The sequence below is a fragment of the Gottfriedia acidiceleris genome, from assembly GCF_002128425.1.
Lineage (GTDB): Bacteria > Bacillota > Bacilli > Bacillales > Bacillaceae_G > Gottfriedia > Gottfriedia acidiceleris.
This window is the reverse complement of sequence record NZ_NESS01000003.1, coordinates 293,808-307,895: the sequence shown is the minus strand read 5'-3', so window position 1 is coordinate 307,895 and position 14,088 is coordinate 293,808. Positions and strand designations below refer to the sequence as shown.

The window sequence follows — 14,088 nt, the reverse complement described above, 5'->3', positions numbered from 1 at the left end:
ATCCTTTTTTAACGCTCAAAAATAGAGTATGAACTAACATTTTTTAATAATATTTTAGGTTTACTACCATCCAAATTGGAGATCCATACATTTCCGACTACATCTAATTCTCCTTTTCTGGTCCATGTTATTTTATTGGAAGACTTAGAGTAGACTGGGTTGTAATCTCCCTTTCCAGTAGGTGGGTTCGTTATTTTTAATTGTTTATGAGTAGAAAGATTGATCACATTTAATGATGGTTTTGGCCGTTTCTTTTCATCATTAGACCACTCGCTTTCTTTTACTCTTGAAACAACAATCGATGTATCATCACACCATGTAAAGCCTAATTCAGCATAATGTGGTGGTGTTAAATTTGTAGATGTAAATGCTGGCATTTCAGAAATATTCATCTTTTTATTTTTGTATCCGAAAACTAATCTGCCTCCACCTGCAATGTATCCTAATATATTTTTAGTTTGAGCCCATCTAGGAGTATCTAAATGTAAAATAATTTCATCTTGTACTTCAAAAACCATTCCATCTGAAGAAATGATACAAAGCATGTCACTATCCATAGACCAAGATGCTGTTGGACTAACAATAAAAGAAATCCATTTATGATCAGGCGAAAATTGAAATGTTGTCGCGTTTATGGAAGGAATGGAAGTATTGCCTTTTGTTAAGGTTTTAGGGACAACAAAAAATTGTTTTACATTGTTTGTTACGCTAGTAATATTTTTTAAATCATTTGGTAAGGTGATTTTATATAAAATTGGATTTGTCCAGCCATCTGGATTTAGAGCAGCGGCTGATGAAGCTATAAAACCCTTACCGTTTGGAATCCAATTATAATCATCTACACCTAATGCAATATTGTAAAAATTATTAAAATCAGAAACATTTAACACACCGCTATCTAGAAAAGCAATAATATTTTTAGTAGGGGACCATTTTGGATTTTCACCATCGAAAATTATCCTTTGTTCTTTTTTTGTTTTCATATTATAAATCCATATTTCTGAGCGAGTTGGATAAGATGCTGTAGGGCCAGTAGGTATTTCTTTTTGGTACATTAAATAATTTCCATCAAATGACCACTGAGGCTGATTCGAATAAACCCCTTTTGATTTTGTTATTTTTTCTTCTTTATTATTTATTTTTATCCAAACGAATCCATCTCGAATAAACGCAATTTTTAATGAGTTATCAGTAGTTTCGGCGTAACTAAAGCTCGGAAAAATTAAACAAACAACTGTTAAGAACATGAGTAGTAATTTGCGGTTCATAAATTCACCCCGTTTACAAATTTTGCTTTATTTTTCCCAAGAAATTATATAAATATCAAAAGGGCAATAAACAGGATAAAACATTAAATAATCGAATAGCTAAGTATATAAAGTAACTAAAAGAGGTGGCTTTCATGGAAAAATGGATCGGGGCAGCTGGAATTTGTATTAATCGTGAAAGGCAGATTTTAATGGTTCTTCAAGGCAAGCCAGATGAAAAAAAACTATGGGCAGTTCCAGCAGGTGGTTTAGAAGATAATGAATCAATCGATGAGTGTTGTAAAAGAGAGGTACTCGAAGAAACAGGTTATGAAGTTGAAGTAATTAAGGAATTGTTTATTAAAGAAGGTATCTCGTATGGTTTTCAAGTAAAAGTACATTTTTATGAGGTTAGAATTATTGGTGGATATGCTAGAATCCAAGACCCTGATCAATTAATACATGAAATTGCTTGGAAATCAGCAGAGGAAATTCTTGAATTAGAGCTTAGTTTTCCAGAGGATCGAAAATTAATAATCGACTTGATCAATAAAAAAATTAACAAGGAATAAACCAAAAAGCCGTCTGATAAAGAATCAAACGGCATGTTTATGTAAAATTAATATTCTTCTACAGTTGCGATATAAGGTAGATTTCGATACTGCTGTGCATAATCAATTCCGTAACCAACGATAAACTCATCTGGAATGACAAAGCCTACATAATCAACTGGTAGGTCGATTTTTCTTCTTTCAGGTTTATCTAATAAAGTACAAATCTTAATCGATTTAGGCTTATGCATTTGAAGATGGTCACGTAAAAAGTGCAATGTTAGACCACTATCAATGATATCTTCAATTACCACCACGTTTTTATCTGTGATATTTTCATCTAAATCTTTTAATAGTCTGACTTTTCCAGTAGACTCAGTTTGGTTACTATAGCTGGAAACAGAAATAAAGTCTACATTAATATTACTCTTCATTTCACGAACTAAATCAGCTGCAAATACAAATGATCCTTTTAAAACAACTACAAGGATTAGAGGTTCGTTATTAAAGTCATGTTCAATTTGTTCAGCAAGTGCTTTTACTCTATTTTTTAAATCAGTTTCAGAAATTAAAGTGTCTTTAATTCTATAAGCCATGTAAATTACCCTCTTTACTAATTATTAACTACTTTTTTACTTTGTTAGATGAGCATTCATCATTATCTCCATTTTAACAATATTTACTAATTTGTAGAATTGAAAAGTTAATTTAATGAACATCCTTCAATTTGGTAATAATAACCACATAACAAAATTGGAGGTATTCATAGATGAATGAAAAGATTGATTACAATGGCTTGCCGAAGCATTCAAAGCCAATATGGAGAAGTGGATTAAATATCCCTACTTTTGAACCATATAACGATGATGAAGAGTTTGATGCCGTCATCGTCGGTGCTGGAATTACAGGAATATCAACGGCATATTTTTTAACGCAAGCGGGAATGAAGGTTGCTTTACTTGAAGCGAATAAAATTATTAATGGAACAACTGGCCATACGACTGCAAAAGTAACGGCTCAGCATGATTTAATATATGATGAGCTAATTCAACATTTTGGATTAGAAAAGACAAAAATCTTTTATCATTCTACTAAAAATGCAATGGATTTTATTAGAAAATATACGAATGATAACCAAATAGAATGTAATTATGAGAGCCAAGATGCAACAATCTATACGACTTCAGATGATTATGTAACAAATCTAGAAAATGAATTGAAAGCTTATGAAAAGTTAGGTATTGACTCTTTTGGAGCAGTAAAAACTTTATTACCTTTTGATACAAAATATTCGATTACAATGAGAGATCAGGCGCAGTTTCATCCATTAAAATACTTGATTCATTTATTAAAAGCCTCAATTGAAAACGGATTAAAGGTTTATGAAGAAACTGTAGTCATTAATGTTGAAACAGGTAACAATCCAGTCGTAGTCACTCAAAGTGGAAGAAAAATTAAATGTAAGCATGTTGTTAGTGCATCCCATTTTCCTTTTTACGATGGTAATCAAATGTTTTTTACGAAATTACATGCTGACCGTTCATATGCCCTAGCTGCAAAAGTAAAAACAGCATATCCAGGAGGCATGTACATAAGTGCGGAAAATCCGAAAAGATCTCTAAGATCATTTAAATACAATAATGAAGAATTAGTACTAATAGGTGGGGAAAGTCATAAAACAGGTGTAGAAACTCGTACTATGAGTTTTTATGAAAATTTAAAGCTTTTTGGCGAAGAAACCTTTGGAATTGAAGATGTAAAATACAGATGGTCTACCCAAGATTTAATTACTTTAGATAAAATGCCTTATATTGGTAGATTATCATCAAAACATCATAACATTTACGTTGCAACAGGTTTCCGTAAATGGGGTATGACAAGTGGAACAGTCTCTGCCCAGTTAATTAGTAATTTAATTTTAGATAAAGAAGCGGTTGATGCTGATGTGTTCACTCCTTCGAGATTTCAAGCAGATCCTAGTATCAAGCATTTCTTAATGCAAAACTTAGATGTAGCTAAACATTTAATTGAAGGAAAATTAGAACCTGTTTCTAGAAAAATAGAAGAGTTATACAATGATGAAGGCTCGGTCGTAACACTTGATGGAAAAAGGGTTGGAGCATATAAAGACGTAAATGGTAAAGTTCATTGCGTAGACACAACTTGTACTCATTTAGGCTGTGAGGTCGAGTGGAATAATGGTGAAAAATCATGGGATTGCCCATGCCATGGCTCAAGATTTTCAATTTATGGTGAGGTATTAGAAGGTCCAGCTGATCAACCGTTAAAACAAGTTTTTGTTCAATAACTTAAAAAGGCGTAATTTTCCGAAAACACTTTTTGCTGTTTCATTAAATAAAAACATAAAAAAAGATCCCTTCGCAAAAAGGATCTTTTTTGTGTTAAATATTACAAGCCGTAAAGAACTTTTTTAAGCTACGACATTTTTACCTAATATTATTTAAATTAATAATACCTAGTTCAATTAATGCTTTTAAATACCTTTCGAATTTAGGAATTCCTTACACACTATCAGATTGATCGATTTCAGAGAGAACAGTTCGTAATATTTTCAATAATTTATCATCATGACCTACCATTTGAATTTCATTAACAGATACTTTCCAATACGATAAGACTAATTCATTTTTTGTCAATTCTGTCATACGTTTTCAATGTAGAAGTATGTTTCAATCCATAACTTAAGTAGTTAAAGTGATACAGCTTATTAAACTTTTTTGGAACGTTGTGCAAATTCCAAAAGTCGAAATAAGTTATTAGGAAGCTTTTTTCTCGTAAGCTGCTGAAATCGCTTTGGGGCTAAATTTATCCCAAATAAATCCCATCAAGATCCCAACTATAGCAGGCATAACCCATCCAAGTCCAAACGATGAAAACGGAAGCATATCCATCAAGCTCTGCATTTGCTTCAATTGGAGACCGAATGCTTTCAGACCATCACACAAAGCAACCAATCCTGTTAACAGCATGGCGCTTCCGTATACCTTTTGTGCCTTTGTGAAGAAGGAAAGTGTTATTAAGACAATGGTTAATGGATAGGCCATTACAAGGAATGGCACGGATACAGTGATAATTTCATTCAATCCTAGGTTTGCGAGAGCGAAACTTACAATAGTAACCGCAGTTACGAAAAATTTATAGCTGAATTTGGAAGAAAACTGTGCAAAGAACTGTCCGCATGCTGTTGTTAAACCTACGCAAGTCGTAAAGCAAGCAAGTGTAAAAATAAGACCCAACAAAAGTTTTCCCCCGTAACCTAAAAAAGAACTCGCAGTTGCTGACAAAATTGCTGTACCATTTTCAAATGTACCTTGCGAAGCCATTTTTGCACCAACTAAACCAATTGCCACATATACGAAGGCCAATGCCAATCCAGCTACAAATCCAGCTTTCAATGTGGACTTCATTAATTGCCGATCATCCTTTACACCTTTTTGACGGAAAGTATTTAGAATGACAATGCCGAAAGCGAGGGAGGCAAGAGCATCCATTGTGGAATATCCTTCAATAAATCCTTTGAAAAATGCACTGGATTGATAGTTTTCATCTGGTGCATGCAAAGGGGCGTCCAAATGAATAAAAGCTGTTACGCATAAAACAACAATTGCCAAAAGTAAAGCCGGTGTAATCCAGCGGCCCATGTAATCAACCAGCTTAGACGAGTTTAGGCTCACCGCATAAACAAGAGCGAAAAACACAAAACTAAACAACAATAGTAGTATAGAATTATTTAAGGAACTGCCTCCCACAAAAGACTTCACTCCCATTTCATACGCAACGTTCGCATTACGAGGGATCGCGAGGAACGGTCCGATTGATAAATAGACAATTACAGTAAACACAGAACCGAAAAGCGGATGTACACGTCCTCCTAACGCTTGCGCTCCACCCTTTACAAGAGACATCGCTGCTAAAACCACAAACGGTAAACCTACACCTGTCACGATAAAACCACTAATTGCAAGCCAAAATGAGGTTCCAGCTTCCATGCCGAGAAACGGCGGGAAAATTAAATTGCCGGCTCCAAAATACATTGAAAATAACATTAGTCCGATAAATACAGTCTCTTTCTTTTTCATAAAAACCTCTCCTTCCAAATTTGAAAAATAAAAAAAGCCCGTCCCTATGGTTAGGGACGAGCTTACTCGCGATACCACCCTACTTCCGCAGGAAAAAGCGTACTGCGGCTCTCGATCAACGTACAAACATACGTGTTCCATGGTAACGGCGGACAATCCGGCAAAGCTTACTAGTCATTCAGCTTTGCATCTCAGAGATGATTTTCACACAAGTCTCGCACATCAACTCTCACCAAACGTTGATTCTCTGTAGAACTAGGTTCTTGGGCTACTCTTCTCGTCATAGATTTTCTTCACTTAAGTATTAAAAATAAGATTAGCAGGGGGAATATTATCAGTCAATACTTTTTTTCATTTTTATCAATTATTTCTAATGCAGACACTTTACATATTCAACCTAAGTTATCCCAATTGGTGTAAACACATTTTTAAATTTTCAGTTGAACATTTTTCTTTGTCACTACTTCTTAATATCCGCAATTTTCTATTACTACTTAATAATCGTATCTACAACCTTGGTAATAATTTAATGATGATTTTAATTAGAAATTGTGCAAATTCATCTGTAAATTAATTTTCTTAATATAATTAAAAGAATGGTTTTTTAGGGTTCAATTTAAACCAATATTTTTATGGGTGTATTAAGCGATTACATCCGTGTTTAGTATTTTGATAATTAATTATGTATAGTTTGATAAAATATGGAGTTCATTAGTTTGGTATTTATAAATATAATTTAATAGTGATTTAAATTATTTTGAAAAAATTTATAGTTAATTTTTGTAAAAAACAGAAAAATTTAACATTTACCAAATAGGTTGACGTTTATTCTTATATAGGTTAATCTTTGGTAATTCAATTTCGATATTACATAAACGATAAATCTTATTTAGAGAGGTGGAGGGATTTGGCCCTTTGAAGCCTCAGCAGCGGGTTCTAGTTGAACACTGTGCTAATTCCATCGAGGTAAAGCCTTGAGAGATAAGAAGAGTTGATTTTAAAGCTAATCCTCTTCTTTCTTTGAAGAGGTTTCTTCATTATTAACTAAACTTATAGAAACCAAATAATATTATTTCTTATCCAGAGAGGTGGAGGGACTGGCCCTATGAAACCTCGGCAACGGGTTCTTTGAATACCGTGCCAATTCCACGGGGGAACCCGAAAGATAAGTACAGAGCCAAAACCTCTCAACTTATCTTGTTGAGAGGTTTTTAGTTTTTATTTTTAGTTATAGGAGAAAGTTTTATAGTTAATTCTTAGTTTTCTGATGAGAAAAGTTTGTATTAATAATTGTGATTAAATGGGCTAGCCATCATTTACTAAAATACAAAAAATTTAAAAGGAGGAGAATGGTCAAGATGAAGTTTATTTTTAAAAGGCTAGGAAATCCTTAACAGAACAAAATGAAGCAAAACGTTATGAATTACTACATCAGGCAGAAGATGTAGTAATGCAAGGAAGTACCAATTATACCTGTTTACTTCTTAGCTCAAAATTCATTAGTGAAGAAAAATATTAAAGGAATTCGATTTGATCCACTAAATAATCCGAACTTCCGATTTGCAAAAAAAGTATCTGAGTAATTAAATGAAGATCCTCCTACTTTAACTGAAATAAATAGAGGAGGAATCGTAAACAAAAGAATAAATTGTAACCTAGTAACTAAAAGAGAGGAATTTAATTGGAAAATTTATTAAGAAAAGCGGTTGAAACAAGAAAAAATTATTTGATTAAAAAGCTATTAAAGGCAGGTGTATACAAAAAAGGGTCAACACATTTATATCTTTTAACCTTAAGTGAGTTGGAGGAAGAATTTAATCGAGAAATAATTATAAATAGAAACAAGTGTGTATAATAACACGTTTATCTTTGCTTTTGGAGATTGTCTGGCATTTCGAAATTTTCTACGTAATATTCCATACGATGTATTTGAATATGAACAGTTAAAAGAGGTTTTAGCAAAAAAGGTCTTAAAGAATATACCTTGGGTAAAACCAACTAGATATTAAGATTATGCAATCAACCAAATTAACAGTTTTCTTGTACAACAATCACATGCATTCGTTGGACATCTTTTAGAGGGTAATCATTTGATTATCCTCTATTTTAGTTGAATAAGATTTAAATAAGCTTTTTTTGTTCAAAAATGAACATTTTATATTTAACAGAAACTTATTAAAAATACAGAAGAGTCCATGGTAACTGTTATATTGGAGCGTGCAGCAACCATATTTTTTAAATCTCCAAAGATAATCTGTTCAAAAATGTTTTAGCAATTTGTGAAGAAAATTTTCCATCGTGTCGAACCCAACCATAATGAACAGGTAAATGATTAGGTAATTTAATTTCAATTGGTACAAGGCCTTTATTTTTCAAAAATGAAAAGTCTAAACCGATAGTTACGCCTAAACCGCTCATTACCGCATTTTCAATAGCGACAGTATTATTCGTCGTAAATAAAATGTTTGTCTTCCCAAATGTAGAAATGTATTCTTCTACAAAATTTTTGATAATTGGATCATCATAAAGAATGAGAGTTTCTTGTTGTAGTTTTTCAGGAGAGAGCGATTTTAAAGAAGATAAAGGAGAACTAGAACTAATACCTACGACCATTTTTCCTTCGAGCAATCTTTCATATATTAATCCACTGTTTTTAGGAATTAAATCCTCGGATACAATTAACCCAATGTCGATTTTGTGGGACTGTAAATTTTCAATTATTTCATTTGGTCCTCTTTCAAAAATTTCAATTTTTACATTCGGAAAATCTTCTTTAAAACGAGAAACAGTATTAACTAGTAGGTGAGTTGGACCAGGAATCGTTGCAATTCTAAGTTCACCTGATAAAGTATTTTTTAAATCATTTGCTTCTTCTTTTAACTCATTTACTTTCATTAAGATTTCAGTTGCTTTCTCTATAATTACTTTTCCTTCTCGAGTAGGTATAGCACTTTGACCTCTAGAGCGCGAGAAAAGAGATACTCCTAGTTCATTTTCCAACAATGAGATTGATTGGCTAATTGCCGATAAAGTGATATGTGATTTTTGGGCTGCTAAAGTTAGTGATCCCGATTTTGAAACCTCAATTATATATTGTAGTTGTTCAAGATTCATGTTTTTCTCCTATATTTAGTTTAAGTTAATTAGTAGTAAGTATAACTAAATTTTATTTAATATAAAACGTTGATACAATTAAGTTGTAATAAAGTTCAACACATAAAAAATTATTAGTTTTATCTTAAGGGGGAAAAAATGATGATAACAAAAAGAGTAGCAGTAATCACAGGTGGGGCTAGTGGTATTGGAAAAGAAACCGCTCTAAAGTTTGCAAGAAAAGGTGATCGCGTTGTCGTTGCTGACTTCAATGAAAAACTAGGAAATGAAGTTATTGACTACATTAAATCTGAAGGTGGAGAAGCAATATTCGTAAAAACGGATGTTTCTAAATTTGAGGAAGTTGAGAGCTTAATTGAAAAAACTGTTGAAATATTTGGCCGTATCGATGTGATGTTTAATAATGCAGGGATTGGTGCGAATTCACCATTAATTGACATGAACTTAGATGTTTATAACAAAACAATTGCCGTTAATCAACACGGTGTTACATATGGTATTATGGCTGCTTCACGAAAAATGAAAGAGTTGGGGATTAAAGGTGTTATTATAAACACAGCATCTGTATTTGGATTTTTAGCTTCACATGGTACTTTTGCATACCATGCAACGAAAGGGGCTGTCATTATGATGACAAAATCAGCAGCTCTTGAATTAGCTGAATATGGTATACGAGTTGTTGCGGTTGCACCTGGCGCAGTTGATACACCAATTATCCAAGGATATAAAGACAAAGGAATTATTGATATGATGAAAGCAAAAGTAATGGGGAATAAATTAACTAAACCAGAACAAATTGCTGACACGGTTTACTTACTTTCTTTAGAAGAAGCAAGTGCCATTAACGGTAGTGTTGTAATGGCAGACGAAGGGTATGCATCTTTTAAATAAATAAAATAGAGGCTGTCTAATAATAATTAGGCAGCCTTTTTACCTATCTTCATATTCCATTATATAACAATCTCTATATTTGCCTTCATGTAGTTCATGTTTCGGAAGTAATCGAATTTTTTTAAATCCACATTTTTCATAACAATTAATCGCGCGTACATTCCATGTTTGTGGATCTACTACTACTTTTTTTGCGTTTTGATTATTAACTAAGAAATTCACCATTGATGAGACGAGTAAACTTCCAATGCCACGATTCCAAAAATCAATTTCGCCGATAAATTGATCCATTCCGTAAATAACTTCATTTGTATTTTCATATCCATATTCAATTTTCGATTTATCGTCTAATTTATAAAATTGTATATAACCTATTTCTATATTTTCATAAACAACAATACACATTTGAATAGAGGGTTCCTTGTTAAAAAAAATATTTTTAACTTTTTCATCATTGAACGGATTATCTCGACCTTCATAATATTGAAGAACTTTAGGATTCGAAAGCCATTTTGAAAGGAGCGGAACATCACTTTCCTTTAATGGACGAATAATAAGCTTATTTTTTTTGAAAATCACGGATAAACCTCCTTAAATTTAATTAAAGTTAATTAAATCATATCATCTTGGAGATATTCTCAAGGAGTTTTAATTTCATAATTTTTAAAAATTAAAGAACTTAGTGCTAAAATAAGAATACTTAAATGAATAAGTAGGTGAGAAAGGTATGTTAATCAATAAAGTAGTTTTGCAAACTAGCCAACTAAATAAAACTAAAGAATTTTATATTAATCAATTAAAATTCAACTGCGTAAGCGTGAAAAGTAATAGTTTCACAATTGAAGTAGGAGAAAGTTTATTAGAGTTTGTAGAAACAATAGAAGACACAAATCCCTTCTATCACTTCGCTTTCAATATTTCATCAAATCACTTTCAAGAAGCAAAGAAATGGGCACAATCATTTGTAAAATTAACAATAGAAGATGGACTTGATGAGATTTACTTTAAATTTTTAGATGCCCATTCATTTTATTTTGAAGATCCTTCTGGTAATATTGTTGAGTTTATTTCTAGGCATTCTATTTCACCAAAAAGTGCTAAGCCATTCTCTATTCAATCAATCATAAATATAAGTGAAATAAACCTAACTACACCCGATGTATTTCAAGTAGGTAAGCAATTAATCACTAATGGCATTTTAGTAAGAAATAATAATGAATTAGTAAATAGTTTAAATTTTATGGGGGCAAAAGGTTGTTTTATCCTTTTAGGACCACCGAATAGAAAATGGCTATTTTCAAGTAAGTATGCTGAAATTTTTCCAGTAATTATTACAGTTGATAATGAAATGATAATTAACGTCAGTGATCGAGGAGAAATTAAGATTAATAGGATAAAGTAATTCAAAATTTGATGAAAGGGGGAAAAAACGATGATTAAAAGTATATATGAAACTCACTTGGATGTAAGAAACTTAGAAGAATCCATTATGTTTTACGAAAAACTAGGTATTAGGCTTGCTTATAAAATTGAAGAAAGAAGAGTAGCTTTCTTTTTTATTGGTGATGACAAACAAATGCTCGGACTGTGGGAAGTAGAGAAAGGTAAGGAATTTCACAAAGGTCACTTCGCTTTTGGGGTAAGTCTACATGAACTAGAGAATAGTATTGAATGGCTTAAAGAGAGAGGGATTCAAGTGACTGAAAACTTTTTTGGATTAAATCCGATTGAGCCTGTTGTACATACTTGGATGCCAGCAGCAAGTGTTTATTTCCGAGATCCTGATGGAAATAGTTTAGAATTTATTTCATTACTTGATGGCGAATCTATAAAAACAAATGAAGTTCTTTATTTAAGTGAATGGAAAGACAAATATTCAAAATAACTATTTTGATATTAGTTTGAAAAAACGGTGAGAAATCGTTTTTATAAAATTGTCATTTTGAATATAAAAAAGTGTAAATTGTTTATAAAAAAAATTGAAAAATTCACCTAAATAGGTGGTTTTTTATTTTTGCAATAGGTATTTAAACATAATTTGTCGAATATAGTATTTCGAAAGCAAATAATATTTTATCAAATTTAACCGTCAAAGCTTCTATTTCATTCAGAAATTAATTTTAAAATGAAAAGAGGTGGTAATTTGAGAAAGATTCGAGTTAAGCCAAGTAAAGGGCAGGCGTTGTTTGGTTTAATGATTGGCATTATTTTTATCGTCCTCGGATTTACAATTGTCATACCAAAAGCTGGTTTGTTCGGATTATTATGGATTGGGATTGCTCTAATGATTACGATTATCAATGGATATAACGTTTTTAGTGATCATGGTATTTCAAATTATGAAGTAAATGTTGAAGAGTATTTTACAAGAGAGAAAGAGGACTTTGAAGTGAAACTTCGTAAATTAAATAAATTAAAAAATGACGGGGTGATCACAGAAATTGAATTTCAGAAACATAAGGAAAAAATTTTCAACCGAGATATGTAGAAAAATAAAAAGTGCTTAATCATCTGAAAGAAGGAAATGCAATGGTAATAAAATTACTACTAGAAGTTATGCTACCGCTATTTTTTTATGTTATATTAGGTTATTTGTTTAATCGTCTTTTTAAACTTCACTTACGTACTTTAACAACCCTCTTAGTTTATTTATTTCTTCCAGTAGCAGTATTTATGAAAATTTATGATAGTCCGCTATCAGGTAAAGTTGCAGGCGGTGTTTTATTTTATTTGGTTATTCAATTTGTCTTCATGTCACTACTTTCAACATTAATCTGCAGATGGAGAAGCATTGATAAATCTATGCGTGGGACATTTGCTAATAGTATCGCATTAAATAATTCAGGAAATCTTGGATTACCAGTAAATGCGTTAGTTTTTAAAAATGATCCTTTTGCATTGAGTATCGGAGTTTTAATCGTTTTGTTTCAAAATATAATGACATTTACTGTCGGGGTATATAATGCTGAGGCATCAGTCCAGATGAAAGAAGCAATTTGGAAAATGCTTAAGCTACCAATCATATATAGTGTAGCACTTGGCTTTATCCTTCAAATATCTCATGTGAAATTAAATCATGAATTGGTTACCATTTTAAATCCTATTACTGAGTCATTCGCCCCATTTGCACTAATTACTCTTGGAGCTCAATTAGCTGAATCAGGGAAAGAAATTAGCTGGAACAATTTAGCGATTAGTAATTTTTTAAGATTAATTGGTGGTCCGATTATTGCATTTGCCCTTATAAAAATATTCGGTTTTGAAGGCGTGGTTGCAAAAGCCCTTTTTATAGGTAGTGCATTTCCAAGTTCAAGAAACAGTGCATTACTATCATTTAAGGGTCCACACGCAAGTTTTGCAGCACAAACTGTTATAACCTCTACAATATTAAGCAGTCTAACATTACCGATTGTAATTCAACTTGCTAGTACATTTTTTTAATGTGATAAAATTCATTCCTATTTCCTAAAAGTCCACCTCGGAAAAAAGCATTACATCTTTTATTAAAAATAAATATTTTGATTCAGAACAATATTTAATTTGAAGCTATAAATTAATTTAGGGGGGATTAATAGAATGAAAAGATTATTATTTATTGGACTTATAATTTTAAGCATATTCTGTTTAACAAGCTGTCAGTCAAATGACTACGGTTATGGCAAAAAAGACGATCAGTCAACACAAGTTGATAAAGGGAAAACCCCTGATAATGGAAATACACCAGATAAAGACAAAAATACGGATAATGGAAATACACCAGATAAAGAAAATAATAACCCGCCAAAAAAGGATGAAACTAAGCCACCAGAAAAAGTATTTACACCAGTTGAAAACGATGCATTTAAAGTTACTACAGTCGTAAATGACTCAACAGGTAAAAATGTGTTAATTGTTGAAGGAAAAGCTAGAGTTTTTGAAGCAACATTCCTATATCGAATAGAAGATGGACATAATGTATTAGCAGAAGGAAACACAATGGCTGATATGGGCGCTCCAGAATGGGGGAACTTTAAATTAGTGATTAATTATACTCAGCCAACAAGTCCAAATGGAGTACTGACACTATATGTTGCAAGTGCAAAAGACGGCCAGCCTGAAAATATATTAAATATTCCGATTCAGTTTCCTAATTATAAATAAGGCAGGAAGTTTTATAAAACGGATATACAATGATGATCTATAAGT

General features: G+C 32.0%; 15 protein-coding genes, 2 riboswitches and 1 other annotated feature. Of the genes, 9 read left to right on the top strand and 6 right to left on the bottom strand.

The features are described from left to right. Positions 1-8: 8 nt before the first annotated feature. Complete coding sequence (locus tag B6K90_RS07930) at positions 9-1,268, bottom strand: TolB family protein (RefSeq protein WP_088012195.1); 1,260 nt, start codon at positions 1,266-1,268, stop codon at positions 9-11. Between the two features lie 134 nt (positions 1,269-1,402). Between B6K90_RS07930 and B6K90_RS07925 the strand changes: the two genes are divergently transcribed. Continuing rightward, a complete protein-coding gene (locus B6K90_RS07925) occupies positions 1,403-1,819 on the top strand; it encodes an NUDIX hydrolase (protein ID WP_088012194.1) in 417 nt (138 codons plus the stop codon). A 47-nt stretch (positions 1,820-1,866) separates the two neighbouring features. Here B6K90_RS07925 and hpt read toward each other — a convergent pair whose 3' ends face one another. After that, positions 1,867-2,394 (bottom strand): hypoxanthine phosphoribosyltransferase, encoded by a 528-nt coding sequence (gene hpt / locus B6K90_RS07920; RefSeq protein WP_069033270.1) that lies wholly within the window; start codon positions 2,392-2,394, stop codon positions 1,867-1,869. 173 nt (positions 2,395-2,567) lie between these two features. Here hpt and B6K90_RS07915 point away from each other — a divergent pair, with 173 nt between their 5' ends. Next, positions 2,568-4,106, top strand: coding sequence for an FAD-dependent oxidoreductase (locus B6K90_RS07915; protein ID WP_088012193.1), 1,539 nt, complete (start codon positions 2,568-2,570; stop codon positions 4,104-4,106). A 214-nt stretch (positions 4,107-4,320) separates the two neighbouring features. Here B6K90_RS07915 and B6K90_RS23655 read toward each other — a convergent pair whose 3' ends face one another. Beyond that, positions 4,321-4,464: a hypothetical protein gene (locus B6K90_RS23655; RefSeq protein WP_167555309.1), complete on the bottom strand. Its 144-nt coding sequence runs from the start codon at positions 4,462-4,464 to the stop codon at positions 4,321-4,323. A 111-nt stretch (positions 4,465-4,575) separates the two neighbouring features. Beyond that, complete coding sequence (gene brnQ, locus B6K90_RS07910) at positions 4,576-5,898, bottom strand: branched-chain amino acid transport system II carrier protein (protein WP_088012192.1); 1,323 nt, start codon at positions 5,896-5,898, stop codon at positions 4,576-4,578. Positions 5,899-5,947: 49 nt separating this feature from the next. Beyond that, positions 5,948-6,191, bottom strand: a binding site (T-box leader). Between the two features lie 589 nt (positions 6,192-6,780). After that, positions 6,781-6,886, top strand: a riboswitch (SAM riboswitch). Between the two features lie 85 nt (positions 6,887-6,971). Further along, a riboswitch (SAM riboswitch) is annotated at positions 6,972-7,070 on the top strand. A 509-nt stretch (positions 7,071-7,579) separates the two neighbouring features. Here brnQ and fbpA point away from each other — a divergent pair. After that, positions 7,580-7,753 (top strand): Fur-regulated basic protein FbpA, encoded by a 174-nt coding sequence (fbpA, locus tag B6K90_RS07905; protein WP_088012191.1) that lies wholly within the window; start codon positions 7,580-7,582, stop codon positions 7,751-7,753. Between the two features lie 380 nt (positions 7,754-8,133). Here the strand turns inward: fbpA and B6K90_RS07900 are convergent, their stop codons facing one another. Further along, a complete protein-coding gene (locus B6K90_RS07900; protein WP_088012190.1) occupies positions 8,134-9,012 on the bottom strand; it encodes a LysR family transcriptional regulator in 879 nt (292 codons plus the stop codon). 141 nt (positions 9,013-9,153) lie between these two features. On the opposite strand from B6K90_RS07900, the gene B6K90_RS07895 reads away from it, so the two are divergent. Further along, a complete protein-coding gene (locus B6K90_RS07895; protein ID WP_088012189.1) occupies positions 9,154-9,903 on the top strand; it encodes an SDR family NAD(P)-dependent oxidoreductase in 750 nt (249 codons plus the stop codon). A gap of 39 nt (positions 9,904-9,942) precedes the next feature. Here the strand turns inward: B6K90_RS07895 and B6K90_RS07890 are convergent, their stop codons facing one another. Then, positions 9,943-10,482 (bottom strand): GNAT family N-acetyltransferase, encoded by a 540-nt coding sequence (locus B6K90_RS07890; RefSeq protein WP_088012188.1) that lies wholly within the window; start codon positions 10,480-10,482, stop codon positions 9,943-9,945. Between the two features lie 148 nt (positions 10,483-10,630). On the opposite strand from B6K90_RS07890, the gene B6K90_RS07885 reads away from it, so the two are divergent. The 5 genes from B6K90_RS07885 to B6K90_RS07865 all read left to right on the top strand — a co-directional run bounded on the left by B6K90_RS07885 (position 10,631) and on the right by B6K90_RS07865 (position 14,043). Next, positions 10,631-11,305 (top strand): VOC family protein, encoded by a 675-nt coding sequence (locus tag B6K90_RS07885; RefSeq protein WP_088012187.1) that lies wholly within the window; start codon positions 10,631-10,633, stop codon positions 11,303-11,305. Positions 11,306-11,335: 30 nt separating this feature from the next. Beyond that, positions 11,336-11,788, top strand: coding sequence for a VOC family protein (locus B6K90_RS07880; RefSeq protein ID WP_088012186.1), 453 nt, complete (start codon positions 11,336-11,338; stop codon positions 11,786-11,788). Positions 11,789-12,046: 258 nt separating this feature from the next. Continuing rightward, positions 12,047-12,391, top strand: a complete 345-nt coding sequence (locus tag B6K90_RS07875; RefSeq protein ID WP_088012185.1) for an SHOCT domain-containing protein — start codon at positions 12,047-12,049, stop codon at positions 12,389-12,391. Positions 12,392-12,432: 41 nt separating this feature from the next. Next, on the top strand, positions 12,433-13,344 hold the full coding sequence (locus B6K90_RS07870) for an AEC family transporter (RefSeq protein ID WP_088012184.1): 912 nt from the start codon (positions 12,433-12,435) through the stop codon (positions 13,342-13,344). A 135-nt stretch (positions 13,345-13,479) separates the two neighbouring features. Then, positions 13,480-14,043 carry a Gmad2 immunoglobulin-like domain-containing protein gene (locus B6K90_RS07865; protein ID WP_088012183.1) on the top strand — a complete coding sequence of 188 codons (564 nt, stop codon included), beginning with the start codon at positions 13,480-13,482 and terminating at the stop codon, positions 14,041-14,043. The last annotated feature ends 45 nt before the right edge of the window (positions 14,044-14,088 follow it).

Excerpts from the sequence above, each read along its gene's own strand:
- B6K90_RS07930 (WP_088012195.1), bottom strand. The coding sequence starts at position 1,268 with ATGAACCGCAAATTACTACTCATGTTCTTAACAGTTGTTTGTTTAATT.
- B6K90_RS07925 (WP_088012194.1), top strand. The coding sequence starts at position 1,403 with ATGGAAAAATGGATCGGGGCAGCTGGAATTTGTATTAATCGTGAAAGG.
- hpt (WP_069033270.1), bottom strand. The coding sequence starts at position 2,394 with ATGGCTTATAGAATTAAAGACACTTTAATTTCTGAAACTGATTTAAAA.
- B6K90_RS07915 (WP_088012193.1), top strand. The coding sequence starts at position 2,568 with ATGAATGAAAAGATTGATTACAATGGCTTGCCGAAGCATTCAAAGCCA.
- B6K90_RS23655 (WP_167555309.1), bottom strand. The coding sequence starts at position 4,464 with ATGACAGAATTGACAAAAAATGAATTAGTCTTATCGTATTGGAAAGTA.
- brnQ (WP_088012192.1), bottom strand. The coding sequence starts at position 5,898 with ATGAAAAAGAAAGAGACTGTATTTATCGGACTAATGTTATTTTCAATG.
- B6K90_RS07900 (WP_088012190.1), bottom strand. The coding sequence starts at position 9,012 with ATGAATCTTGAACAACTACAATATATAATTGAGGTTTCAAAATCGGGA.
- B6K90_RS07895 (WP_088012189.1), top strand. The coding sequence starts at position 9,154 with ATGATAACAAAAAGAGTAGCAGTAATCACAGGTGGGGCTAGTGGTATT.
- B6K90_RS07885 (WP_088012187.1), top strand. The coding sequence starts at position 10,631 with ATGTTAATCAATAAAGTAGTTTTGCAAACTAGCCAACTAAATAAAACT.
- B6K90_RS07880 (WP_088012186.1), top strand. The coding sequence starts at position 11,336 with ATGATTAAAAGTATATATGAAACTCACTTGGATGTAAGAAACTTAGAA.
- B6K90_RS07870 (WP_088012184.1), top strand. The coding sequence starts at position 12,433 with ATGGTAATAAAATTACTACTAGAAGTTATGCTACCGCTATTTTTTTAT.
- B6K90_RS07865 (WP_088012183.1), top strand. The coding sequence starts at position 13,480 with ATGAAAAGATTATTATTTATTGGACTTATAATTTTAAGCATATTCTGT.